Consider the following 22,858-nt stretch of genomic DNA (forward strand, 5'->3'; position numbering starts at 1 on the left):
CCAGCTTCCCATCCGGGTAACGTCCCATCCCCCCTCATCCGTTCGGGCTGAACCTCTGGAGGCTCCGCTCTTTCTTTTGAAGTTGCAGAAGGTGGAACGACCTCTGGCCTCGCTCAGTTTCGGCGAGGCAATCCTGGCGCTTTCCCGAAGGAAGGCGAAATCGGAAAGCCCCTTAGCAGACTTCCCGAAAAAGAAGAAAGCCTCCTTCCCCGCGCGGAGGAAGGAGGCTCCCCTATCCGTTAAAAACGTCCGATCAGGCGGCGGCTACTTCCGCCACGTCGACCTTCACGCCCGGACCCATCGAGGACGAGAGCGCGATCTTGCGGACATATTTGCCCTTGGCGCCGGCGGGCTTCGCTTTGACGATCGCATCGACGAAGGCGTCGAAATTCTTGCGAAGATCGTCCTGGCTGAAGCTGGCCTTGCCGAGACCCGCGTGAATGATACCGGCCTTTTCGACGCGGAACTCAATCTGACCGCCTTTGGCGGCCTTGACCGCTTCGGCGACGTTCGGCGTGACGGTGCCCAGCTTCGGGTTCGGCATCAGGCCCTTGGGGCCCAAGACCTTGCCCAGACGGCCGACCAGACCCATCATGTCAGGGGTCGCGATCACGCGCTGGAAGTCGATATTGCCCGCCTGGATGCTGTCCAGCAGGTCTTCCGCGCCCACGATGTCGGCGCCAGCGGCGGTCGCGGCTTCGGCCTTGTCGCCACGGGCGAACACGGCGACGCGCACGGTCTTGCCGGTGCCTGCGGGCAGGGTGACGACGCCGCGGACCATCTGGTCGGCGTGACGGGGATCGACGCCCAGGTTGATCGCGATTTCGACGCTTTCGTCGAACTTCGCGGTCGCGTGGGTCTTGATGAGGCCCAGCGCTTCGTCAACGCCGTGCAGCTTTTCCTTGTCCACGGCAGCGGCCAGGACCTTCGCCTTCTTCGTCAGCTTTGCCATGATCTCAGCCCTCCACCACTTCGAGGCCCATCGCGCGGGCGGAGCCTTCGATGATCTTCGTCGCCGCGTCGATGTCGTTCGCGTTGAGGTCGGCCATCTTGGCCTGCGCGATTTCGGCGAGCTGCGAGCGCTTGATCGTTCCGGCGACGACCTTGCCGGGTTCCTTCGAACCGGACTTGAGGTTCACGGCCTTCTTGATGAGGTAGGTGGCCGGCGGCTGCTTCGTGGTGAACGAAAAGCTGCGGTCCGCATAGACGGTGATGATGGTCGGCAGCGGCGTGCCCTTTTCCACCTTTTCCGTCTGCGCGTTGAACGCCTTGCAGAATTCCATGATGTTCACGCCGCGCTGACCCAAAGCAGGGCCGATCGGCGGCGAGGGGTTGGCGGCTCCAGCGGGCACCTGGAGCTTGATATAGCCCGTAATCTTCTTGGCCATTTTCACTCACTCTATTGCTGGAAGGACGAAAATCCGGCCTTCCGGTTCAAGTTTAGCGGTGTTGACGGATCACCGAAGCGATCCTCCCGCGGCACTTCCGGGCCAGAAGCCCGAAAATCCTTATTTCGACAGTTCGACCTGTTCGAAATCCAGTTCGACCGGCGTGGCGCGGCCGAAGATCGACACCGACACCTTGACCCGGTTCTTTTCGAAATCCAGTTCTTCGACTGTGCCGTTGAAGCTGGCGAAGGGGCCGTCCAGCACCTTGACGCTGTCGCCGATCTCGTAATCGACGCTGACCTGGTGCTTGGGCGCGGCGGCGGCTTCCTGCTGCGCGCCGAAATAGCGGGCGGCTTCCGATTCGCTGATCGCCTGCGGCTTGCCGCTCGATCCCAGGAAGCCCGTCACCTTGGGCGTATTGCGGACCAGGTGGTAGATGTCGTCGTTCATGGCGAGCTTGGCGAGGACATAGCCAGGCATGAACTTGCGTTCGACCTGCACCTTCTTGCCGCGCTTCACCTCGGTGATCGTCTCGGTCGGCACCTCGACCTGCTCGACCAGTTGAGAGAGGCCCATGCGCTCGGCTTCGGAGAGGATCGATTCCTTCACCTTGTTCTCGAAGCCCGAATAGGCGTGGATGATGTACCAGCGCGCCATGTTACCGTCTCAAACTCCCAAAAAAGCCGAAATATCAGCCCCGACCCGACGCAAAGCCCAGCAGCCACTGGACGATCGCGCCGAAGAAGGTGTCGATGCCGAAGAAGAAGAGGCCCAGCAGCGTCGTCATAATGACCACCATCACCGCCGTCATCACCGTTTCGCGGCCCGTTGGCCACACGATCTTCGACGCCTCGGTCTTCACCTGATTGACGAATTCGCCCGGAGAAACCTTCGCCATCGCCTGCCTCAAAACCTTCGTAACAACACCAATTCGCGAAGCAACAGTCCGCCCTCCGGACCCCGCCATGTCGGCGTCCCGGGGTGCGGCCGCCGCTCCGCGACCCAATTCTTCGCCCGCGCTCCTATCCGCAAATCCCTATGAAAACAAGAGAAAGCGGCGGTTCGCGTGGCAGGAGTGGAGGGACTCGAACCCCCGGCATTCGGTTTTGGAGACCGACGCTCTACCAGCTGAGCTACACTCCTGTACTGGCGAAGGAGGGCGCTTTAGCGTGGGCAGGCGGGCAGGGCAAGCAGGATTATGCCGCCATTGGCACAGCGTCTGCAACGGACGTATCGGCACTGGTCTGTCGCTCGGCCTCCGCATTGATCTGCGCGCCCAGCAGCACGACGAAGGCGGAGACGAACAGCCAGAGTTGTAGCACCACCACCGCGCCCAACGATCCATATGTTTCGTTGTAATTGCCGAAATGTGAGACGTAGAGTGACACCGCCAGCGTCGCGCCCAGCCAGCACAGCGTCGCGGCCACCGACCCCACGGTAAGCCATTGCCACTGCGCTCGCCGCCGGTTCGGGCCGAAGCGGTAGATAAGGCCGAAAATTGCGCTCGCGAGCAGGCCTGCGCTCAGCCATGTTGTCGCCTTGATCGCGAACAACACGCCTGGCCCCCATCCCGTAAGCAGCTTTTGGAGCAGGCCGATGACCGTCGCGGTGAACACGCCGGCGACCACGATCAGCACGGCGGAAAAGGTGATCCCCATCGACACCCGGTAAAATGCGAACAGGCCACGCCCTTCCTTTTCCCCATAGACCACATTGAGCGCCTCCATCACCGCCGAAGCCGCCCGCGTCGCGCCATAGACCGCCAGCGCCAGCGCGACCGCCAATCCCACGCCCGCCACGCCTTTCGCGGTCGTCACCACCCCCAGTAACTGGTCGTTGATGAGCGATGCGGCGTCGGCCGGAACCACGGTGATGATCGCTTGCATATGGCGGCTCACCAGTTGCGGGTCGCCGAACAGGCCATAGGTCATGACGACAGCCGCCAACAGCGGCGCGAGGCTGAGGAAGGCATAATAGGCCACTCCGGCGGCCAGCAGCGTCAGATGATTCCCGGAAATGGCGGCGTAGACCCGTTTCAAAATTTCCCACCATGCCCGCGGCGGAATCTTCCATGGGGCATCGACATGGACCTGCTGCGCGATCATCTCTCTCATCGGCTCCCCCTTGTTACGGCATCTTCCATAAGCAAGCGCGCAAGGGAGCGGGGAGTTCCCTTCCCATGGCGGTTGCGTCTCCTCTCCAGAGTCGCAAGCTATGGGGAAGCCGATAGCGTGGCCTTGATGGGCGCTGAAACAGGTTCAGCATGACGATGGAGAATGTCCACCCTTGGCAGGAGCAATCCTTGCAAGACAGCGGAGTTGCAGGTCGCATAATCCCTAAAGGAAAACTCCGCCCTTCATGATCTGCCGTACGCGTCCTTGAACCGGGACGCGGTCGAAGGGCGTATTGCCCGCCTGCGCCGCCATCTTTGCCGAATCGATGATCCACGGCGCATCAGGATCGACGAAGATCAGATCAGCCGCGCTCCCAGTGCCGAATCCTCCCGCATTCACGCCCAATATCTTCGCAGGATTGGCGCTTAGAAGCATCATGAGCCGATTGATCGACACCAGCCCTTCCCGCACCAGATTGAGTGATAGCGCCAGCAGCGTTTCCGCCCCCGCCATGCCGGGCGACGCATCGACGAAGGGCAGCCGCTTGTCTTCCGGTCCGCGCGGATCGTGGCCGGAGGTGATGACGTCCACAGACCCGTCGCGCACCGCCTCCAGCGCGGCCTTGCGATCATCCTCCGACCTAAGTGGAGGAGACAGGCGCGCGAAGGTGCGGAAATCCGTCACGGCCTGATCATTCAGGAACAGATAGGCCGGGCTGATGCCACATGTAACTTTCAGTCCCTCTGCCTTCGCCCCGCGGATCAGATCGAAACCGGCCTTCGTCGTTACCAGCCGGAAATGCACAGCCGCGCCCGTTTCCCGCGCCAGCATGAGGTCGCGCGCGATGGCCATCGCTTCGGCGCAGGCAGGCGCGTGCGGCAATCCCAGACGCGTCGCCGTCTCGCCGCTGGTCGCCACCGCTTTGCCCGTCAAGCCGCTATCTTCGGGGTGTGTAATGACTGTCAGCCCCAGCCCCGAAGCATAGGACAGCACCCGCAGCATTACGCCGGAATCCGCGATCCACTGGCGTCCTGTGCCCACGGCTTTCGCGCCGGCGGCCTGCATCATGCCGATCTCGGCCAGTTCCATGCCTTTCAGGCCCCGCGTCGCCGCCGCGATGGGATGCACCCAGAAATCGGGCTTCCCGGCTCGCGTCGCTTGCTGGATGAGTCCCACGTCGTCCAGAGGCGAGGATTGATCCGGCATTAACGCCGCCCGCGTAATTCCTCCGAAATGGAAGGCGGGCTTGTCCGTGGCGAACACCCCAAGATCCACCAGTCCCGGCGCGACCACCAATCCCTTAGCATCGACCCTCTCCGCATCTTGCGGCAGTGTGACGTCACCCGCCGCGACGATCCGGTCGCCCTCGATCAGGATCGAGCCCTCGGTCAGCCTGTCGCCCGCCGGATCGGCCAGTTTCCCGTTGATGATGGCGAGCTTGCTCATGCCCATCAAGTCCTTGTTGTCGGCCGGGATGTTCAAGACCAACCCTCCACGCCCCGCGCGCCGCGGGTCAGCACGTCAAGGCATGCCATGCGTACCGCCACGCCCATTTCCACCTGCTCGGTGATCGCGGATCGCTCAGGATCGTCCGCTACACTGCTTGAAATCTCGACGCCCCGGTTCATCGGTCCCGGATGCATCACCAGCGCATCGGGTTTCGCTATCGCCAGCCGCTCCGGCGTCAGTCCGTAGAGCACATGATATTCGCGCGGGGAGGGGATGAAGGCTCCGTCCATCCGTTCGTTCTGAAGGCGTAACATCATCACCACGTCCACGCCGTCCAGCCCTTCATCCATGCGGGTGTAGGGCGTCGCGCCCAGCATCTCGACCTCCGGCGGCATCAGCGTTGGCGGCGCCACCGCCCGCACTTGTGCGCCCAGCGCGGCAAGGCTGAGCATGTTCGAACGCGCCACCCGGCTGTGCAATATATCGCCGCAGATCGCCACGATCAGCCCTTCGAAACCGCCTTTGCGCCGGCGGATGGTCAGCGCGTCGAGTAGTGCCTGCGTCGGATGCTGATGCCATCCGTCGCCCGCATTCAGCACCGCGCAGTCCACCTTGTCCGCGATCAGCGCAACCGCTCCTGAACTCGCATGACGGATGACGATCACGTCTGCGGCCATGGCGTTCAACGTCATGGCCGTGTCAATCAGCGTTTCGCCCTTCTTCACGCTGGACTGGCCCGCGTGCATGTTGACGACGTCCGCGCCCAGCCGCTTGCCCGCGATCTCGAAGGACAGCAGCGTGCGGGTCGAATTTTCGAAGAAGGCGTTGATCTGCGTCATCCCCGCAAGCCGGTCATCATGCTTGCGTGCATTGCCGCGATTAGCCTTCGCCCATTGCTCTGCCTCGTCCAGCAAGAACCGGATTTCCCACGGTTTGAGATCGGCAATCGACAGCAGGTGCCGATGCGGAAACAACGCCCGGCCTGTCAGCTCGAGCGTTGCGGATGGAATGGTGATTTCGGGCATGAACCGATCCTTTAGGCGAGGGCGCAAGGGAGGGCAAGCCGATCCAAAATTCTACCCGTCCTGCCTTACCGGAACCGGCATGCCCGCGCGTTGTTGTCCTCTGTGAAAGGAGATTTCGATGCATAAGGAAGAGGAAGATGGCGATGTCGTTACCCATGTTTCGCGGGTGGAGGCGCGCGGCGGTGCTTCCACTCATGTGACCCGCTATGTTTTGAGCATCAGCCTGGGTCTGGTTGTGATCCTTTTTGCCATCCTGCTGGCCACGGGATTTTTCAACACCGCACAGACAGGGGCGGACAATTCCCACATGGCGAACGTCGCAGAGGCAAATGGCAGCTAAACCCGTTGCGAGCGACGCGAGTTGATCGTCGCGTTCATCGTCCGGTTTACCAAGGAGATTGATATGCAGAAGGAACAAGGCGACAAATCTGCCCGCAATCCTGCGGAAAGTCGTGATGATGTGCCTCCGCCGGAGCAGGGCTCGCCCGGAGAAGATACAGACAATGATCATGACGAGGCCGCCAGGCGGATTGAGAAGGGAAAGGATAAAGATCCGAACCCGCTGGCCCCGCCTGTAAACACGCAGGCGGGGAGTTGACGCGGATGCCGGAAGGATGGGCGCGTGCCGCCACACCCGGCCTGCTCAAATCCACCCTCCATATCGGCTGAACTACATGGAAAAAGCTGAGCGCGTCAGTCATTTCCGAGAGAATATCGTTCTCTACGGCGCGTTGCTCGCCAATATCGGAATTGCGGTCGCGAAATTCGTGGCGTCGGCCTTCACCGGTTCATCTTCGATGCTGACGGAGGGTGTGCATTCGCTGGTCGACAGCGGCAATCAGGTGCTGTTGCTTTATGGTCAGGCCAAAGCTAAAAAGCCATCCGATACGGTACATCCTTTTGGCTATGGCAGGGAATTATATTTCTGGGCGTTTGTGGTGGCGATCCTGATATTTGCCGTCGGCGCGGGGGTGTCCGTCTATGAAGGCTGGGTGCATATCGGAAAGCCCGAGCCGCTCCGAGATCCCTATATGAACTATGCCGTTCTGGCGGTTGCCTTTCTACTTGAAGGAACATCCTGGACGATCGCCGTTCGAGAGTTCGGCCGCAAGCGCGGGTCGAGCAGTTGGTGGCAATCGATCAGGCGATCCAAAGATCCGGCAGGTTTTATCGTTCTGTTTGAGGATAGCGCCGCATTGGTCGGTCTGCTGTTCGCGGCAATTGGAGTTTGGGCGAGTCATCATTATGGCAATCCGCGTTTGGACGGGATCGCTTCGATCGCCATCGGCCTCGTTCTGGGGGGCGTGGCCATATTGCTGGCGCGCGAAGCTAAAGGCTTGCTGATCGGCGAAAGCGCCGATGGCACTCTTATCGGGACTGTTTGGCGATTGCTTGATGGGCGGCCGGAAATCACGGCAGTCAATCATATCCGCACCATCCATACCGCGCCCGATGCCGTTTTCGTAGCGATCAGTGCAGACTTTGCCGACGACTTGCCCATGGGGCAGGCGGAAAGCCTGATCGAGGAAATGGAAAGCGCAATGAAGCAGGCCGTTCCCGAACTCACCTCCATCTACATCCGGCCCGAAAAGCGCGAAAACGCAGTCGTCCAGTCGCGCCCGACGTGATCGGGTGATGAGACGTGATCGGGTGATGAAATGTGCCATTCGGTCTCAAGACCATAATCCCGACCATTGATTTTTCAGTCGGAACTTCGCGGCGCGATGGACGGAAAACAGAGAAGTTGCCAGCCGTGGTCGCTCCCCGTTGGTAGAGCAGAAAACGCGTCCACTCACCTGAGCGTCTGAGGCTTCTACAGGTTTTCCGTCATGATCGGGAAAGCAATTTTGTGATTTTTGCCGACTTCCTTCGCAACCGGCGACGCGATCAATTGTCGGCATTGGATCTTGAAGCACTTCTTGCGATACTCCTTTGTTGGATGCGCCCGCACTTAACGAACGTGGCCCGAAGGGAAATGCTGCGATTTCCGTGATGCTACGCCGCGCCGGCCAAATTGGTCGGTCATTGCGGGCGTCTGAACTTTTTTGCGGCTCGAGCCGTTTCCCAACCAGCAGCAGTCGTTCCATCCCGTCCGGCATCAATGCCTAGGAGGTTCCGACTATGTCACTCCGCGCCCTGCAGTTAAATTGCACGCTTAAATCCGATCCGGCCGAGACATCCTCAACAGATGCCATGATTGCCGTTCTGGCAAAGGCATTTGCAGATCGGCAGGTTGAGGTCAGCCAGACCGTCCGGGTCGCTACCCTCGACATAAAAGCGGGCGTCACATCCGATGAGGGCGATGGAGATGCCCGGCCCGCCTTGCGATCGAAAATCCTCGACCATGATATATTGCTATTCGGTAGCCCGATCTGGATGGGGCAGGTCGGCAGCGTGGGCAAACGGGTGCTTGAGCGTATGGATGCCTTCCTTTCGGAAACCGATGAGCAAGGGCGGATGCCTAGTTATGGCAAGGTCGCCATGCCAGCGGTCGTCGGCAATGAAGATGGCGCTCACTTCTGTTCGGCCCAGATTTTCCAGGCTCTCAACGATGTCGGCTGGACTATTCCGTCGGTTGCGGCCTGCTATTGGGTTGGTGAAGCCATGGGATCGACCGATTTCAAGGATCTTCGGAAGGTAGCCCAAATGGTCGAAAAGACGGCGAAGATGGCGGCGTCCAATGCGGCGCACCTTGCCGCATTGCTGAAGTCGCAGCCCTACCCGAGCCGGTCGCCCCCTGTGGGAAGCGAGGATCGAATTTTCCCTTTTCGTGCGACCTTTTTGCCCGCTCGCGCGTATTGATCGGGTCGAGGGGATTGGCCTCCTCACTCATAGCTATCGAAGCTGGAAAGGAGGGGCTAGCCGCCTTGAACACAAGTTCCACTCTTCGTCCCGCATCGTTGCCGGAACAGGATCTGGCTGAGCGTTTCCAGACGGTTCGCGAACGCACGCTCGATCTTGTCGCCCCGCTTTCCGATGCAGATGCCAGCGCGCAATCCATGGTAGATGCCTCCCCCGCCAAATGGCATCTGGCGCACACGACATGGTTTTTCGAGATCTTCATTTTACGCGACCATCTGGAAGGCTATCGGCTGTTCAATGAGAGATGGCCCTTTCTTTTCAACAGCTATTATGAAGCTGAGGGCGCGCGTCAGGCCCGATCGCAGCGAGGGCTGCTGACGCGACCCGCTCTTGGCGAAGTCAGGCGGTTCCGGGAATATGTGGATCAAGCCGTGTTGACTGCGATCCCCTTTTTGGCGGAACGCTGCGGTGAATTGCTGGAGCTTGGCTTGCATCATGAGGAGCAGCATCAGGAATTGCTGCTGACCGACGTCAAGCACCTCTTTTCCTGTAATCCATTGGGCCCTGCATTATGGCCCATGCTTCCCGTGTCGATGGTCGGGGATGTTGCGGACTCGGGGTCAGCATGGCGTGAATTTTCCGGCGGACTCGTCGAAGTCGGGACCGATGGCGATGCCTTCGCCTTCGATTGCGAGCAACCCCGCCATAAGCATTTTCTGAATCCCTATGCCTTGGCCCGGCGAACCGTCACCAACGGCGAATGGATCGCCTTCATGGAGGATGGGGGTTACCGCAATCCTGCATTGTGGCTGGACGAAGGCTGGAACTGGGTAAAGGCGGAAGGAATCGAAAGTCCGCTTTATTGGCGATGCGAAGACGACGGGCATTGGATGCATTTCACGCTGGCGGGCTGGCAACCAGTCGATTCGGCCGCACCCGTCGTTCATATCAGCCTTTTCGAGGCGGATGCCTTTGCGGCCTGGTCAAGCGCGCGCCTGCCGACCGAGCAGGAGTGGGAACATGCTGCCCAAGGTCTCGATCCCGATGGCGGCATGCAGTTCGATGGCGAATATGAAGTAGGGCCGAGAGCCGCGTCAGACCCGAAAGGACTCAGCGAGATGTTCGGTTCTGTCTGGGAATGGACGGGATCGCCTTATCGGCCCTATCCCGGCTTTCGCGCGGCAAAGGGCGCTGTCGGCGAATATAATGGTAAGTTCATGAGCAACCAGTTCGTGCTGAAGGGCGGGAGCTTCGTTACTCCGCGGGGCCATATGCGCGGGAGCTATCGCAATTTCTTTCAACCCGAAAAGCGCTGGCAGTTCACGGGTCTTCGCCTTGCGAGGGATCTGACATGACTGCAGGCGCAGGTCTTCGGATTGTGGATATTGATGCAGAGGGCGTGAATATCGCCTTCCGTGAGGATGTGGTGAAGGGCCTTGCGGAGACCCAGAAGGCGATACCCGCGCGCTGGTTCTACGATCTGCGCGGATCGCAGCTTTTCGAGGAGATCACCCGCCTTCCCGAATATTATCCGACCCGCACGGAAACCGCTTTGTTGCGGGACAATGGGCCAGAAATCGCGAAAATGGCAGGTCCTGATCGGACAGTGGTGGAACTCGGATCGGGCAGTTCGGTCAAGACGCCTCTATTGCTCAGCGCCATCGCCCCCCGTGCCTATGTCCCCATCGACATTTCAGGCGAGTTTCTGCGGCAGTCGAGCCGGGATCTGGCGGAAAAATTTCCGGGCCTGCCGGTCATCCCGGTGGAGGCCGACTTCATGCGGAAGGTCGATTTACCCCCGCGCCTGATAGGCGAGAGCCTGTTAGGCTTCTTTCCCGGTTCGACCATAGGCAATTTCGTGCCCCACACCGCCATCGATCTTCTGCGTTCGATGCGCAATACGCTGGGGAGAAACGCCCAGTTGCTGATCGGCATCGACCGTATCAAGCAAGTGGATCGCCTTCTTGACGCTTATGATGATGCGGAAGGGGTGACGGCTGCCTTCAACCTAAACCTGCTTCACCGGATCAACCGTGAACTGGGGGCCGACATTCCGGTAGACCAGTTTCGCCACGTCGCTCGCTGGAATGAAGGGTGGAGCCGCATCGAAATGCATCTGGAGGCGGTGAAGGATGTTCGCTTTTCGCTTTGCGGGCGCAGCTTTTCCATGCGTGCAGGCGAAACAATCCATACCGAAAACAGTCACAAATATAGCCCCCGGCAGGCCATCTTGTTGTTGCACGCGAGCGGTTGGTCACCTCTTGTTCGCTGGACGGACGATCAGGACGATTTCCTGCTGTTTCTCGCTGAAGCAACGCAGTTCCGTTCAGCGCCCTAAAGGGAGTATCGCGACACGGTCGGCTTTTGTGCCCAAGGCAAGCTTCAATGATTGGGAAGGCCGTCGGCCGGGCTGAGCATCCCTTGGGTCGCATCAGGCGACCGGATATGTTCACGGCGGATGCCAAGACCCAGCAGACGCGCCGGTAGGCCCTGCAATGGCGGAATGGCTTGAAGAAGGCGCAGAATGGCAGGCGCACGGGGGGCCTGATTACGCATCGCCGCACCTATGACGCTGCGGTGCACGATGCGCTGGACGGCCTGTATCACTTTCACCGGGAACATTCGCCGCCGCTCCACTTCATGCAGAAGCGGATCGGGATCGGCGCCTTTGGAAAGCGGCCCCGCAAGGATATTGGCGGCAGCTACCGCATCCTGAATCGCCAGATTGATGCCGACGCCGCCAACCGGTGACATGGCATGTGCGGCATCGCCTATCGCCAGAAGGCCGGGGCGGTGCCAGCGCGTCAGGCGATCAAGCGACACGGTCAGTTGTTTGACGTCATCCCATTGGTTGATCGCCCCGATATACCCTGCAAGTGCTGGGACGGTCGCTGCAACGTCGTTTCGAAAGCGTGGGATGCCAGCGGCACGAACGACTTCGGCCGACCCTTTTTCGATCACGCGCGCGCATTGGAAATAATCGCCTCGGTCGATTGTGACGATCATCTCGCCCCGGTCGACATAGCCTTGCGTTCGGTTGTCCGGCGTCCTTTCCTTGGGTATTCGGAACCACAACACGTCTATGGGCGCCTTCAGGTCCCGACGGGGAAGCTCGGCGGCGTCTCGCAGAACGGAGTTCCGCCCGTCGGCAGCGATCACCAGTGATGCCCGGATCGATTCGCCGCTCGCGAGCCGTATGCCTTCGATCCGTTGCGGCCCGTGCAGCAAGCCGGTCACCTCTTCGCCCATCTGCATGGAAAAGGCAGGCAGCGTGTGCGCTTGTTCGGCCACGAAATCGAGGAAATCCCATTGCGGCATCATTGCGATGAACTTTGCCCGGCCCGGCAGGCGACGAAAGTCGGCGATCTGGTAGGCCCGGCCGGCGATAACGGCTCCGATGGACGGCACCTTATCATGATTGCGAGCGAGCAATATGTTGAGGAGGTTCAATTCGTCAAAGAGGTCGAGTGTCGAGGGATGGACCGTGTCGCCCCTGAAGTCCCGAAGAAAATCGGTGTGTTTTTCCAGGACTAATGTGCGAACACCTGCCCGCGCAAACAGCAGTCCAGCCATCATCCCCGCTGGGCCGCCGCCAACGACTATGACCGGAAGAGCGCTGTCCTTTGTCACGAAAACAAGCTTACCTCGCCTTTGCTTTCTGGTCCATGGCCTGAAGCTTACACCTGCGTTTCACTCAAGTGCCTGCCATGGCGATGAAGATATCCCACATCCGGTCGAAATCCTCCCTGATCCGCGTTTCGGTCCAGGGTTCCGCACTGGTGAGGGCCTGCCAACGGGGGCCCTCCGTCACTAGCCGCAAGAGCGCGGTGCGCCACAGGTCTATGGGCGCCGGTTTCAACATGCCGGCCGCCTGCGCGGATGCGATGCGCCGATCCACCTGGTCGGCGAGTTCACTCGGCAAAGACGGGATCGCCGACATCTCCTTCCGCATGGCGGCGGATGCTCCCCATATCACGATACGCTGCAGGTCGATCGCGGTAGGGCTGGTCACGAAACGGCAATAGGCTTCGGCTGTCCGGCGTAGCGCCACCAGCGGATCGTCCGATGGCAGGATGGCAGCGTCGGCCTGTGCTTCCAGTTGTGCGATCTGCAGGCGAAGAACGTGGTCGAACAATTGCCGCTTGTCCCCATGTCGCCGATAGACCGCGCTGCGTGTTAGTCCCGCCGCGCGGGCAATTCGTTCGATCGAAGCTCCGGCGAAGCCCATGTCCCGAAATTCCGCTAGCGCCGCCTTCAACACGGCTTGATCGAGGTCGCTGGCCTCATGCGATGATGGACGTCCTGTGCGCCGCCGGGTCGTTGCGGGGACTGAGCGAACTGAAATCGATCTGGAAGAAGATTTTTCGGGCATCGGCTCACCTGTCACAGCAAGGCAAAAGATTGCAATGCGATAAACGCGACATATTGTCGCTTTTTTATTCCCTTATGCGTAATCCACCGCTAGCATCCGGCCATCCAGTCGGGAGTAGAATATATGTCTGAGTCCTATGATGTCGTTATTGCCGGCGCTGGCCACAACGCATTGATAACAGGGAGCTACCTCGCAAAAGCTGGTCTGTCCGTTTGCATTGTTGAGCGCAAGGAAAAGGCTGGCGGTAGTGTCGCGACCACGGAGGACTTTACCGGCAAAGGCTTTCATCAGGACGTCTGTTCGGTGTCGCATTCGATGCTCATGGGCAACCCGCTTATCCGCAATGATGAATTGGAGCTGATTTCGAAGTTCGGGTTGGAATATGCCAATCCGGAAAAGATGACAGTCCTGTATTTCGACGATGACACACATCTGGAATTCTGGAGCGATCTCGATCGCACCTGCGCGTCGATGGCGAAGATTTCACCCAAGGACGCGGACAATTTCCGCCGCTTCTGTACCCAGGTCGACCAGACCATGGATATGTTGGTGATGGGTATGTATTCGGTGCCGCCATCCCCCGGCATGCAGGCAATGATGATGGATGCAACGCCTGAGGGGCAGGAGATGATGCGGTTGCAGGCGATCAGCGCCTGGGACTTGATCTGTGAATGGATTGAAAATCCAAAGATCAGGATCGCGCTCGCCCGCTATGCGTCGGAAGCTATGCTCAATCCCTTTGATAATGGGACGGGCTTCGGCTTCTACGTGATCCTGCCCTATATGTATCGTTTCGGCACCGGCATCTGCATTGGAGGATCAGGTGCGCTTGCTGAAGCGCTTGGGCGCTGTTTCATTGCTCATGGAGGGGTCATCAGGCTCAACAGCGAAGTAAAGGAAATCCTGATCGAAAGCGGCGAGGCGAAGGGCCTCATCCTGACCAATGGCGAAACGATCAGGGCGAACAAAGCAGTGGTGGCCGGCCTGCATATCGCGCAAATCTTCCCGCATATGGTGCCCGGCTTTGAACTGCCGCCCGGTTTCCAGCACCGCGTTGACACGCTTAAATATGCCGACTTTCAACCGATGACGGTCCATCTGTCGCTCAATGAGCCGCTGGATTTCAAATATGGCAATGGGATCGAGGATTATTTCTGGGTCGAACGCTGCCATTCCGATGTGGAGGAATTCCGCCGGGGTTTCCAGAATCTGCAATATGGCATTCCCGATCGCAATTTCGCTTGTTGGGTCCAGCAGTTCCGGGCCGATCCCAGCCGCGTGCCGGAGGGCAAGGGAACCGTCCATATTTATGCGTTCATGCCGCTCGACCTCAAGGAAGGCGGCCGCGAGAAGTGGGACGAGATTGGCGCGGAGATTGCTCAGGGCTTCATTGACGATCTGCGCGAACAGGTCACCAACCTCACCGATGACAATATCATCGCAACGCATTTCATGACGCCGCTGGACATCACGCGCTACAATACGTCGCTGGTCAACGGGGATATTCAGCATATCGGTTTTTTCAGCTGGCAGTTGGGCGGCAACCGACCGGTGCCGGGCTGGGGCCAGTACCGTATGCCCGTGCCCAAGCTTTACATGACGGCGGGCTCCACTCATCCGGGCGGTGGCGTCACAGGCGGCCCGGGTCGCAATGCAGTGCAGGTCATCATGGAGGATCTGGGACTGGATTTCGAAAAGGTTTCGTCAAACTAAGCCACCGGGCACGGCGCGGGATTTGTCGGTTCGGCGCCGCGCCGGGCGTGATAGGAACAGGGCATGAAGGTATACAGCAAGGACGGCGTCGAGATGATGGACGTCAAGACGATCGAACTTGAAGGCGAAAAATTGGTCGTCAAAGGGAAGATGATGGGCGCGATGGCGGCCGTCATCCATATCAAACCTGAAGATATGTGGGAGGCTTTCGCTCTCTTTCCGATGAGCGTCAAGCTGCGCATGCCAGGCCTTTTGTGGAAGGGCTGGCGCGCCAGCCGGAAAAAAAGCGACTGAAAACGACAGCGGTGCTGCCAGAAAAAACGGGGTCGATGGAACCTGCGCTACCGGTGGCACCGCTTCAGGGCGCAATATATGGCGCCTGTGGAGCTTAACGCAGGTTCGGCGGATAAGTTTGACCCGATGAATGAGCGTCGTTCGGCGGGCGAGTGCCAATATTGTCCGTCAAATTCGCCTGCGGAGATGCCAGTCAGTCTGGTTACGTTATCAAGGTGCTGGATATGTGGTCGGGCGCATCAGCGACGCAAGGAAGCAAAAGGTCAGATAGGACGGAACTGACTAATCGGCGATGGTTGCGGCCAGGCTTCGCATCCGCGCCACGCCGTCGCCCCAATTCTGGATGCGTTCCCAGAACAGCGTGCGAGTATGCGCGAAATTATGCATATGCGCCATCCGTGGGCATACGAACAGTTGGACATCGCTGGCGCTTTTGAATGCCTTGGGCTCGGCCCATGGATCCGGGACGACATCGCGTTCACCAACCGCAATCAGGACGGGTACGCGGATCGAGGCTGCTTCGAGCGCCACTGCGCCGGGAGCGACCATATAGACACCGCAGGCGGGCGTGGTTGCCGAACGCCATGGAGGCAGCGTATCGAGCAGCCCGGCAGAAGCCTCCATATCGAGCGTCACCCAGTCGGCTGGCTCGTCATCCCAGTGGAACGACCATTGGAATGGATGCTCGCCTTTGCGCGCAGCTTCCTTAAGCGCCTCGGCATCGCCTAGCTGTGGTCCCTTGGAGGCGGCAAGTGCGGCGAGATTGTAGATCTTTGGCGCGGCGAGCGGGCTGCGCCGGGAAATCCACGGCCATGTCGCCTCAGGCTGGCCAGGGCGCGTGGGCACGATGGTATGGATGCCGCTATAGCCCAGCGTAGCGATGCCATCGAAAGTCTCGTGATTGCCTTGCGCCACAATTGCGAAGCAGCCACCCATCGACTGGCCTATACCTATCCGCGTTGCACCCGGGACGGCCGGGAAGCTGTCGACAAGCGTACCCGCCTCTATCCGGTCCATGATTGCACGTACGGTCGCGTCATTGGCGGCAGCAACAATATCGAGGTCAAGCTTGTCGTCGTCGGGAATGGTGGAATCGCCGAAGCCCAGATGATCGCAGGCGACGACGATCCAGCCTCTTGCGTTATGATAGCCGGCTTCGCCACCGCCCGATCCGTCGGGCATATCGAAGCTGTAATAGCGGCGATTATAGCCGCCGCCTGGAAAGGCGAAACAGACAACGGGTGGTTGCGCGAGGCCATCGGCATCGGGAAGAAAGACGCTGACCGCGACATGCGCCGGCATGCCTAGCCCCGCTGCCTCCGTCACATCGATGGTCAGTTCGATTGGCGTGCCCATATCACCCCTCCTTCAACCTGCTGATCGTCGGCGATTTTCTGACCTGCCCAGGTCACCGCTGCCCGTTGGTTATCATTACTTTTGATAGGCGGCGGTTGATGCGGCAAGTGCTTTCAGCTCGATCCCGGCCTTGTCGCCGGCAGCAAGCGCGGCATTCACATCCTTCACCATGTAACGATGCGACGTATCAAGCATGCCCTGCGGATCGGCATGAATGAAATGTGCCATGACATCGCTGGCGCCGCTGCACTGGACGAGTGCCGCCGCGGTCGATTCCCGCTCCAGCCCCAGCGCGCCAGCCAGCTTGATCGCATCCGCCGCCAATTGCAGATGTCCCGCGAACAGAATATTGTTGACGAGCTTGATCGCCCGGCCGGCGCCGCTAGCGCCGACGTGGAAGATCGCGCGCGCAAAGGAATCGAAAGCAGGCCGTCCCCGCTGGATCGCGTCTGCATCGCCGCCCACGAGAAGGGTGAGTTTGCCCGATGCCAGTTCCGACTGCATCCGGCTGAAGCAAGTGTCCAGTATCGAAATACCAGCCGGCGCTGCGGCGGCGATACGCTGGATCGATTCGATGCTGCCGGTCGTGAATACAGCGACGATGGTGCCCGGCTTCAGGTCGCCCATCACGCCTTCTGGGCCGTTCAGCACATCCTCGACCTGATCGTCGGAAAAGACGGCGATGCACAGCAGGTCGCAATCGATTGCGGCCTCACGCGGAGACGCGCAGAGGATGAGGTCGCCAGCATCGTCCGCTGCAGGAGCATTCACGTCGAACGCTCGGACGGTATGGCCGGCGGCGGCAACGGTCTTTGCTGTTGGCAGGCCCATCTGGCCAAGGCCGATCCATGCGACTTTCATGTTCTCTCCTCGTACAATGATTGCTCACTCCATGATCAGGAGTCGTCAAGCGCCGACCCTTGCAACGATCTGGGCTCAACGAAAACCCGTGAGGCGTCGCATGGGGCCCTGAGGCCCAATTGCGATAGTCTTTGGCAGCATCAATGGGCAACGAAGCTCGTCCCATGCGGGTTGGCGGCCGAGTACCCCACTAATATCAAGCCGCCGTCCGCAAGAGCGCCTGATCCGGCATCAACAGTCCCGGCTATGAAACAGGCCATCCCATTCTTTCTCTCTAATGGCGATGGCCATAGTGCGCGGAAAGGGGCGGCCGTAACGCGACCGCCCCTTTCCTTCTTTTTCTAATGCGTTCGATCAGAAACTGAACGAGACGGAACCGCCGAAAGTGCGTGGCATACCCTGGAATTGCACCGTGGCACCAAGGCCGGTGTAGCTGTTGAAGACATTGGTGAAATAGGGTTGATCGGTCACATTCTTCATCCAGAATGCCAGCTCCAGCTGGGGTTGGTTGAACGTGTAACTGACCTGTGCATTCACGAGGCCATAGCCGCGGATGCGCGACGCCTCGTTGGCAATGGCTACCGCCGCCTGCGCGGCTGGATCGCCGGTGGTGAAGTAGTCGAAGTAGCGCGACGAGACATAAGCATAGTCGGCGTGCAACTTTAGCTTGCCTGAATCCATCATTATCGTCTGTGTCGCGCTGAGATTCGCCGTCCACTTCGGCGCCTGCGTAATGGGTTCTCCGGACCGATCGACCTGGACGGCGGACCCGCTTACCAATTGGGTCTCGAACCGGCTACCCTTCACATAGGATGCATGCAGATAGGCAAAGCTGCCTGACAGATCCATGCCCTCCCACGGCAGCACAGTGCCTTCGAACTCGACGCCGTAGGTGCGGGCCTTGCCAGCGTTGCTGACGAACTGGGTCAGGCGGGTCGCTCCGCCGCTGTCGACGAAGGTCGTGTTGATGATCCGCTGCACGTTGGATTGCCAGGCGTGGAAAAAGGCCAGGTTGGTGCGGATGCGCCGGTTCATGAACTCGCCCTTGAAGCCGGCTTCGATGTCACGCACGTCTTCGGGCTTGAAGGAGCTGGAATAAGGCGGTGGCACAGGACGTGAGTTGAAGCCGCCGGAATTGGAAGCGCCACTGGTCTTCGCGTAGATAAAAATGTCTGGCGACACCTTGTAATCGACGCCGGCTGTCCATGCCGGATAAGAGAAGCGCGCCGTTTCCGGGTTCTGGCACCCCCCAGCTGGAACCGGCAGGCCGGCGTTCGGACCAGCTTGGCAGTTCGGCGTGGCGGACAGGCGAGGCGTCGTGCCACGGCGATTGATGTAGCGCGTATCCCATGTATAGCGGATGCCGCCAGTCACCCGCAATTCGTCGGTGAAATTATAGTTCACCTGCGCGAACAGCCCCTTGGACGTACTTTCGAAATCGCCGAGCGTGTGGTCGCCGCCGGTGGCGACCGGGGTGTTGTAGAAAATGGCGGAATCGGAAAGTTCCGTGCCTGACTCGCGGAAATATATGCCCCCGAGAATATACTGCAGCTTACCGACATCGCCGGAGATCTGGAGTTCCTCGCTGAACTGATGTTGACGGTATTGGCTGATGAAGGCGCCCACGCCGGTGTTGGTGCCAGTCAGGTCCAGGTTGCTGCTGGTGTTCGACCAGCGATAGCCGGTGATCGACTTTATGGTTACCGCGTCGAGATCGATAGCCAGATTGGCGGTTGCCGACCAGGCCTCGTTGAAATTACCCAGTTCATCGATCCGGCGTTCACCGGTGGAGGGGGCGCCGAAATTATATTTCCAGTTCTTGGCGAGCAGCGTCGCTTTCTGGGCGTCAGTGGCAAATTCCGGATTGAGATATTGAGTAACGGGGCCGATCGGTCCCTGAGAGAAGTTGGTGAAGGTAGATGCCGGCACCGAAAAGGTCGGCGAAAGTGGGATCGGCGTGTCTCCAGGGATCGCACCCGACCGAACACCCTGCGAGATACCGTAGAAGCTGGCGAGCGGACCTGTAGGATTGATCGCGGCGACCGCTGTAGCGTTTCCGGTGTCCCGGTAATGCATATAGTCGCCGATCAGGTTCAAGGTTATGGGGAGCGCCTTCGATTCCCATTTCAGCGATCCGCGGCCATAATATTCGCCCTTCACGCCGCCATTGGCGTAGCCGAGCGCGGGATTGGGGAAATAGCCGTCATGGCGATCATAGCGACCGGCGAAACGCACCGCGACCTCGTCGCTGAGAGGCGCGTTTAACACGCCCTCGATATTGACCGCGTCATAATCCCCATAGCCGGCCTTTACATAGCCACTCAAAGTGTCGGTTGGTTGCGCCGAGGTCAGGTTAAGCGCGCCGCCCGTCGTGTTGCGACCGAACAACGTTCCCTGCGGACCACGCAGCACTTCGGCCGAGCCAGGGTCTAGAAAGCCGAGATTGCCTACTATTGGCCGGGCGACATAAACGCCGTCGATATAGATGCCGACTGCCGCGTCGGAAAAGGAATTCGGGCTGTTCTGCGCCTGACCGCGAATGGCGAGATAGACGATAGTGGACGGGCCTGTGCCACCGGTGCCGATGCTGAGGCTTGGTGCCGTGCGGGCAAGATCGGTCACTTGCGAAACCTGCCGCTCTTGCAGCAGTGCGCTGGAGAGGGCGGTCACTGCGACCGGCACCGTCTGCTGATTTTCACCGACGCGGCGGGCAGTCACTACGATATCGTCGAGCGATCCGCTTTCAGAGGCGGTTCGTGCCTGTCGAGCCGCTGGGCGTTGCTCACTTCCAGCGGATGTTGTGCCCTCAGGAGCGGCCTGTCCGCTCTGGCCATAGGCATGGCCCGCTGTGATAAGTGCTGTCGAAGTAACGGATGCGCGCAGAAATGCAGCAAGCAACTGCCTGTTCATGTCATTCTCCCCCATCGCTGCTTTATTGCAGCTTTCATTCAATTCGATCTGTGATTGCGCTAACTGCGAGGCAGATCAAATCAAACAAGTCGAACGTAGCACAGCGAGAAATTATTGCAACCCAAGCAGATAATGCACATGTCGCTTAATTTGTACCAAAAATGGCAATTTCTTCGGCGACTCTCTAAAATAAGGTGAGACTTGAGGGTGCCATCGACAACGCCCTCAATCACCTGTCGCAATGCTGGTCGACATACTAAGTGTATGAAAGATGGGGGCGTACCGGATCGACGCAGACGGGAAACAACATTGAGTATGGGCAAGTAAACAGTGGTATATTCTTCTAGAATGACTGCTTGACTGAATTTCAAGAATTTTGATCGTGATGCCGCAGGTATGTAGGAAACAATCTACCGCAAGCCCGATAAGCGAACCTTAGTTCGTTTCGTTACCTGTCTATGATGTCGGTTTGGGCTGATGGTTGTTTTTCGTTTGTTTACTATCAGTGCATGCTGGCCGGAGGTTGACGGAATTCCTTCGGCGTTTGTCCGGTTGCGGTGCGGAATGCTGCCGAGAAAGCCGACGTGCTGCTGAATCCGCAACGCCAACTGATTTCCTTTATCCGGGTGTCCTCGGAGCGCAGCATTTCCTTGGCCATCGCGATACGGCTGCGCGCAACGAAATCGCCCAAGCTAATACCGGTAGCTTCCTTGAATACGCGCGACACGTGGCGAACGCTCATGTTGCAGCCCCGCGCGATGTCGGCGACGCCCAATGGTCCCGACAGATTACCCATTATATAGTCAGAGATATGTCGCACCTGGCGCGTGCATCGAGAGGCGGGGCTGCGCGTTTCCTCCGACCCAACATGCCTCACCAGTTCGACGGCCAGGTTCATGAGCATGGATTCGATTACGGTCTTGCTGGCGAAGCCCGGTGATCGCAATTCGATTGCAATCCCCTCGAACAAGCGGCGCATCACGACATTCTGGATATCCGCGCAGGGATCGAGCTTTTGCATAGGGCGCTGGCCATCGAATATGTTTTCCAAAAAAGCTTCGCCCATTGCGACGCAAACGAGGTGTCGTTCCTGCAAGGCAGGCTGACCGATATATGGCCGGTGAGGTGGCAGATAGAGCACGTCCCCACTCAACGCGCGCCTGTCGTTCCGACCCATTGTGATGAGGCTCCGCCGGGGTTGCCGGTCCAAAGAATAATCGAGATAGTGCTTCTCGGGACTGAATGGCCCGCTGCTGGGCAGTACCCAGTTGAAATGCCGAATGTCGACCCGTGTGTCCAGGATGCTGGCCGTGGCTTCGATGTTAAAATCCGTTACGCCGAATCTCTCCTGTTTAGTCCAGTCGCTCTCCGGTCGGAACATCTTGCCCTCTGTGCACCTGCTGTCTTTGATCTGCATTCCGCATAGCGTAGTTCGCGCATCGCGTCCTGCGCGAAATATCGCCGACTGGCTTGTAAGCTCGTCGATGAAGATTGGTGATCAGTGATCCCCATTTTGATGCTTCCTGCCGATGCCGCCGGTGCTGATCGTGACTTGCCCCCGAAGCTGTGCCTCTTTCTAGTTCTTTATGGCGCTGGCATTCTCAGAACGATTTTGCCGAACTGCTCATTTGATTCCAGGTAGCGAAAGCTGTCCACGATGTCGGCGAGTTCAAAGACCTTATCAATGTTGGGCCTTATGCCACCTTCTTCGACAGCTTTTACGATGTCGGCGATCGCCCCGCTCAGGTCGATGATGGACGGGTCCAGCACCGATGTTCGGATCGTTAGATGGTTCGCGAACAGCGCCGCCACGGGCAGGGGCGTCGGTTCTCTGCTCAATATGCCATACAGGACATAACGTCCCTGAAAGGCTATGGCCGCGGCAAGATCGTTTATGCCAGCCCCGGCAACTGCGTCGATCACGAGTTCGGCTCCCTTGCCGTTCGTCAACCGCCGGATCGCGGTGCCGATTTCTTCCTCTCCAGCTACGATCACATGGCGAGCGCCTGCCGTCCGTAGTTGGTCAGCCTTACTTCGATTGCGTGTCACGGCAATCGGGATGGCGCCCGCCAGATTGACGAACTGGATCGCTGCCAGGCCCACGCTGCTCGATGCGGCGGTGATGACGACATGCTCGCCTCGCTTCACATTCCCCGCCCCGAACAGGCATCCATGTGCTGTCAGGAATGGCGCCCAGAGGGCGGCTGCTTCGATCATGCTCAGATTTTCGGGATGCCTGATCACATAGCGAGCCGGAACGACGATCAAAGATCCCATCGTTCCGAACTCCGGTGCCATACGGGGGATGACGCTTGCGGCGTCGCCAACAGCCAGCCCGGTCACACCGGCACCAATGCTCTCGATCCTACCTGCCGCTTCCTGACCCAATAAGGATGGCAGGCACGGAATTACCGGATGCTGACCATGATAGTAGATCGAATCCGATCGGTTGAGTCCCACGGCTTCGACGCGAATACGGACCTCGCCTTGGTGCGGCGGCCTGACATCGATCCGCTCAATCTGCAAAACCTCCGGGCCGCCTGTCTCGTGGAAGCGTATTACCTGTGCCATGAT

General features: G+C 59.3%; 23 protein-coding genes and 1 tRNA gene. 8 read left to right on the forward strand and 16 right to left on the reverse strand.

Translation table 11 applies throughout. The features are described 5' to 3' along the window. Positions 1-253 precede the first annotated feature (253 nt). The 8 genes from rplA to ATN00_RS09730 form a co-directional block, all read right to left on the reverse strand. Positions 254-952 (reverse strand): 50S ribosomal protein L1, encoded by a 699-nt coding sequence (gene rplA, locus ATN00_RS09695; RefSeq protein ID WP_021247341.1) that lies wholly within the window; start codon positions 950-952, stop codon positions 254-256. Between the two features lie 4 nt (positions 953-956). After that, entirely contained in the window at positions 957-1,388 is a 432-nt protein-coding gene (gene rplK, locus ATN00_RS09700; protein ID WP_062064248.1) for a 50S ribosomal protein L11, read from the reverse strand. Positions 1,389-1,508: 120 nt separating this feature from the next. Beyond that, positions 1,509-2,045, reverse strand: a complete 537-nt coding sequence (gene nusG / locus ATN00_RS09705; protein ID WP_062064250.1) for a transcription termination/antitermination protein NusG — start codon at positions 2,043-2,045, stop codon at positions 1,509-1,511. 34 nt (positions 2,046-2,079) lie between these two features. Further along, positions 2,080-2,286 (reverse strand): preprotein translocase subunit SecE, encoded by a 207-nt coding sequence (gene secE / locus ATN00_RS09710; protein WP_062064252.1) that lies wholly within the window; start codon positions 2,284-2,286, stop codon positions 2,080-2,082. 169 nt (positions 2,287-2,455) lie between these two features. Then, a tRNA-Trp gene (locus ATN00_RS09715) sits at positions 2,456-2,531 on the reverse strand. A gap of 53 nt (positions 2,532-2,584) precedes the next feature. Continuing rightward, a complete protein-coding gene (locus ATN00_RS09720; protein ID WP_062064254.1) occupies positions 2,585-3,502 on the reverse strand; it encodes a YihY/virulence factor BrkB family protein in 918 nt (305 codons plus the stop codon). A gap of 222 nt (positions 3,503-3,724) precedes the next feature. Continuing rightward, positions 3,725-4,948, reverse strand: a complete 1,224-nt coding sequence (locus tag ATN00_RS09725; RefSeq protein ID WP_062068624.1) for a dihydroorotase — start codon at positions 4,946-4,948, stop codon at positions 3,725-3,727. A 32-nt stretch (positions 4,949-4,980) separates the two neighbouring features. Continuing rightward, positions 4,981-5,976: an aspartate carbamoyltransferase catalytic subunit gene (locus ATN00_RS09730; RefSeq protein ID WP_062064256.1), complete on the reverse strand. Its 996-nt coding sequence runs from the start codon at positions 5,974-5,976 to the stop codon at positions 4,981-4,983. 118 nt (positions 5,977-6,094) lie between these two features. On the opposite strand from ATN00_RS09730, the gene ATN00_RS09735 reads away from it, so the two are divergent. From ATN00_RS09735 to ATN00_RS09745, 3 genes are all read left to right on the forward strand, one after another. Then, positions 6,095-6,316, forward strand: coding sequence for a hypothetical protein (locus ATN00_RS09735; RefSeq protein WP_062064258.1), 222 nt, complete (start codon positions 6,095-6,097; stop codon positions 6,314-6,316). 21 nt (positions 6,317-6,337) lie between these two features. Further along, on the forward strand, positions 6,338-6,574 hold the full coding sequence (locus ATN00_RS09740) for a hypothetical protein (protein ID WP_231746439.1): 237 nt from the start codon (positions 6,338-6,340) through the stop codon (positions 6,572-6,574). A 76-nt stretch (positions 6,575-6,650) separates the two neighbouring features. Beyond that, positions 6,651-7,604, forward strand: coding sequence for a cation diffusion facilitator family transporter (locus ATN00_RS09745; RefSeq protein ID WP_062064260.1), 954 nt, complete (start codon positions 6,651-6,653; stop codon positions 7,602-7,604). A 45-nt stretch (positions 7,605-7,649) separates the two neighbouring features. Here the strand turns inward: ATN00_RS09745 and ATN00_RS23395 are convergent, their stop codons facing one another. Then, positions 7,650-8,063: a hypothetical protein gene (locus tag ATN00_RS23395; protein WP_156415253.1), complete on the reverse strand. Its 414-nt coding sequence runs from the start codon at positions 8,061-8,063 to the stop codon at positions 7,650-7,652. 34 nt (positions 8,064-8,097) lie between these two features. Between ATN00_RS23395 and ATN00_RS09750 the strand changes: the two genes are divergently transcribed. From ATN00_RS09750 to egtD, 3 genes are all read left to right on the forward strand, one after another. Next, the gene (locus ATN00_RS09750; protein ID WP_082635156.1) at positions 8,098-8,778 is read left to right on the forward strand and encodes a flavodoxin family protein; all 681 of its coding nucleotides are present in this window, start codon (positions 8,098-8,100) and stop codon (positions 8,776-8,778) included. Between the two features lie 65 nt (positions 8,779-8,843). Continuing rightward, positions 8,844-10,133, forward strand: a complete 1,290-nt coding sequence (egtB, locus tag ATN00_RS09755) for an ergothioneine biosynthesis protein EgtB (protein WP_062064262.1) — start codon at positions 8,844-8,846, stop codon at positions 10,131-10,133. After that, entirely contained in the window at positions 10,130-11,116 is a 987-nt protein-coding gene (gene egtD / locus ATN00_RS09760) for an L-histidine N(alpha)-methyltransferase (RefSeq protein ID WP_062064264.1), read from the forward strand. Before egtB ends, egtD begins: the two co-directional genes overlap by 4 nt. Positions 11,117-11,160: 44 nt before the next feature. Here the strand turns inward: egtD and ATN00_RS09765 are convergent, their stop codons facing one another. Both ATN00_RS09765 and ATN00_RS09770 read right to left on the reverse strand, forming a co-directional pair. Continuing rightward, positions 11,161-12,408 (reverse strand): FAD-dependent oxidoreductase, encoded by a 1,248-nt coding sequence (locus tag ATN00_RS09765; protein ID WP_231746440.1) that lies wholly within the window; start codon positions 12,406-12,408, stop codon positions 11,161-11,163. 64 nt (positions 12,409-12,472) lie between these two features. Continuing rightward, positions 12,473-13,150, reverse strand: a complete 678-nt coding sequence (locus tag ATN00_RS09770; RefSeq protein ID WP_082635157.1) for a TetR/AcrR family transcriptional regulator — start codon at positions 13,148-13,150, stop codon at positions 12,473-12,475. Between the two features lie 123 nt (positions 13,151-13,273). Between ATN00_RS09770 and ATN00_RS09775 the strand changes: the two genes are divergently transcribed. After that, positions 13,274-14,863, forward strand: coding sequence for a phytoene desaturase family protein (locus ATN00_RS09775; RefSeq protein ID WP_062064268.1), 1,590 nt, complete (start codon positions 13,274-13,276; stop codon positions 14,861-14,863). Positions 14,864-14,956: 93 nt separating this feature from the next. Continuing rightward, on the forward strand, positions 14,957-15,157 hold the full coding sequence (locus ATN00_RS09780; protein ID WP_197413712.1) for a hypothetical protein: 201 nt from the start codon (positions 14,957-14,959) through the stop codon (positions 15,155-15,157). Between the two features lie 282 nt (positions 15,158-15,439). On the opposite strand, the gene ATN00_RS09785 is transcribed toward ATN00_RS09780, so the two are convergent. From ATN00_RS09785 to ATN00_RS09805, 5 genes are all read right to left on the reverse strand, one after another. Next, entirely contained in the window at positions 15,440-16,513 is a 1,074-nt protein-coding gene (locus ATN00_RS09785) for a serine aminopeptidase domain-containing protein (protein ID WP_062064271.1), read from the reverse strand. A gap of 75 nt (positions 16,514-16,588) precedes the next feature. Further along, a complete protein-coding gene (locus ATN00_RS09790) occupies positions 16,589-17,374 on the reverse strand; it encodes an NAD(P)-dependent oxidoreductase (protein ID WP_062064273.1) in 786 nt (261 codons plus the stop codon). 354 nt (positions 17,375-17,728) lie between these two features. Further along, positions 17,729-20,284: a TonB-dependent receptor gene (locus tag ATN00_RS09795; RefSeq protein ID WP_197413713.1), complete on the reverse strand. Its 2,556-nt coding sequence runs from the start codon at positions 20,282-20,284 to the stop codon at positions 17,729-17,731. A gap of 502 nt (positions 20,285-20,786) precedes the next feature. Beyond that, the gene (locus ATN00_RS09800) at positions 20,787-21,701 is read right to left on the reverse strand and encodes a helix-turn-helix domain-containing protein (protein ID WP_231746441.1); all 915 of its coding nucleotides are present in this window, start codon (positions 21,699-21,701) and stop codon (positions 20,787-20,789) included. A gap of 167 nt (positions 21,702-21,868) precedes the next feature. Then, positions 21,869-22,855: a zinc-dependent alcohol dehydrogenase family protein gene (locus ATN00_RS09805; RefSeq protein WP_062064277.1), complete on the reverse strand. Its 987-nt coding sequence runs from the start codon at positions 22,853-22,855 to the stop codon at positions 21,869-21,871. Positions 22,856-22,858: the final 3 nt, after the last annotated feature.

The sequence above is a fragment of the Sphingobium baderi genome (assembly GCF_001456115.1).
Taxonomy (GTDB): domain Bacteria; phylum Pseudomonadota; class Alphaproteobacteria; order Sphingomonadales; family Sphingomonadaceae; genus Sphingobium; species Sphingobium baderi_A.

Bases quoted from the DNA above. Each gene is read 5' to 3' on its own strand.
- ATN00_RS23395 (WP_156415253.1), bottom strand. From the start codon at position 8,063: ATGGAACGACTGCTGCTGGTTGGGAAACGGCTCGAGCCGCAAAAAAGT.
- rplK (WP_062064248.1), bottom strand. From the start codon at position 1,388: ATGGCCAAGAAGATTACGGGCTATATCAAGCTCCAGGTGCCCGCTGGA.
- rplA (WP_021247341.1), bottom strand. From the start codon at position 952: ATGGCAAAGCTGACGAAGAAGGCGAAGGTCCTGGCCGCTGCCGTGGAC.
- ATN00_RS09720 (WP_062064254.1), bottom strand. From the start codon at position 3,502: ATGAGAGAGATGATCGCGCAGCAGGTCCATGTCGATGCCCCATGGAAG.
- ATN00_RS09770 (WP_082635157.1), bottom strand. From the start codon at position 13,150: ATGCCCGAAAAATCTTCTTCCAGATCGATTTCAGTTCGCTCAGTCCCC.
- egtD (WP_062064264.1), top strand. From the start codon at position 10,130: ATGACTGCAGGCGCAGGTCTTCGGATTGTGGATATTGATGCAGAGGGC.
- ATN00_RS09800 (WP_231746441.1), bottom strand. From the start codon at position 21,701: ATGCAGATCAAAGACAGCAGGTGCACAGAGGGCAAGATGTTCCGACCG.
- nusG (WP_062064250.1), bottom strand. From the start codon at position 2,045: ATGGCGCGCTGGTACATCATCCACGCCTATTCGGGCTTCGAGAACAAG.
- ATN00_RS09735 (WP_062064258.1), top strand. From the start codon at position 6,095: ATGCATAAGGAAGAGGAAGATGGCGATGTCGTTACCCATGTTTCGCGG.
- ATN00_RS09730 (WP_062064256.1), bottom strand. From the start codon at position 5,976: ATGCCCGAAATCACCATTCCATCCGCAACGCTCGAGCTGACAGGCCGG.
- ATN00_RS09805 (WP_062064277.1), bottom strand. From the start codon at position 22,855: ATGGCACAGGTAATACGCTTCCACGAGACAGGCGGCCCGGAGGTTTTG.
- ATN00_RS09790 (WP_062064273.1), bottom strand. From the start codon at position 17,374: ATGAAAGTCGCATGGATCGGCCTTGGCCAGATGGGCCTGCCAACAGCA.
- ATN00_RS09780 (WP_197413712.1), top strand. From the start codon at position 14,957: ATGATGGACGTCAAGACGATCGAACTTGAAGGCGAAAAATTGGTCGTC.
- ATN00_RS09785 (WP_062064271.1), bottom strand. From the start codon at position 16,513: ATGGGCACGCCAATCGAACTGACCATCGATGTGACGGAGGCAGCGGGG.
- ATN00_RS09750 (WP_082635156.1), top strand. From the start codon at position 8,098: ATGTCACTCCGCGCCCTGCAGTTAAATTGCACGCTTAAATCCGATCCG.
- secE (WP_062064252.1), bottom strand. From the start codon at position 2,286: ATGGCGAAGGTTTCTCCGGGCGAATTCGTCAATCAGGTGAAGACCGAG.
- ATN00_RS09725 (WP_062068624.1), bottom strand. From the start codon at position 4,948: ATGAGCAAGCTCGCCATCATCAACGGGAAACTGGCCGATCCGGCGGGC.
- ATN00_RS09795 (WP_197413713.1), bottom strand. From the start codon at position 20,284: ATGAACAGGCAGTTGCTTGCTGCATTTCTGCGCGCATCCGTTACTTCG.
- ATN00_RS09745 (WP_062064260.1), top strand. From the start codon at position 6,651: ATGGAAAAAGCTGAGCGCGTCAGTCATTTCCGAGAGAATATCGTTCTC.
- ATN00_RS09775 (WP_062064268.1), top strand. From the start codon at position 13,274: ATGTCTGAGTCCTATGATGTCGTTATTGCCGGCGCTGGCCACAACGCA.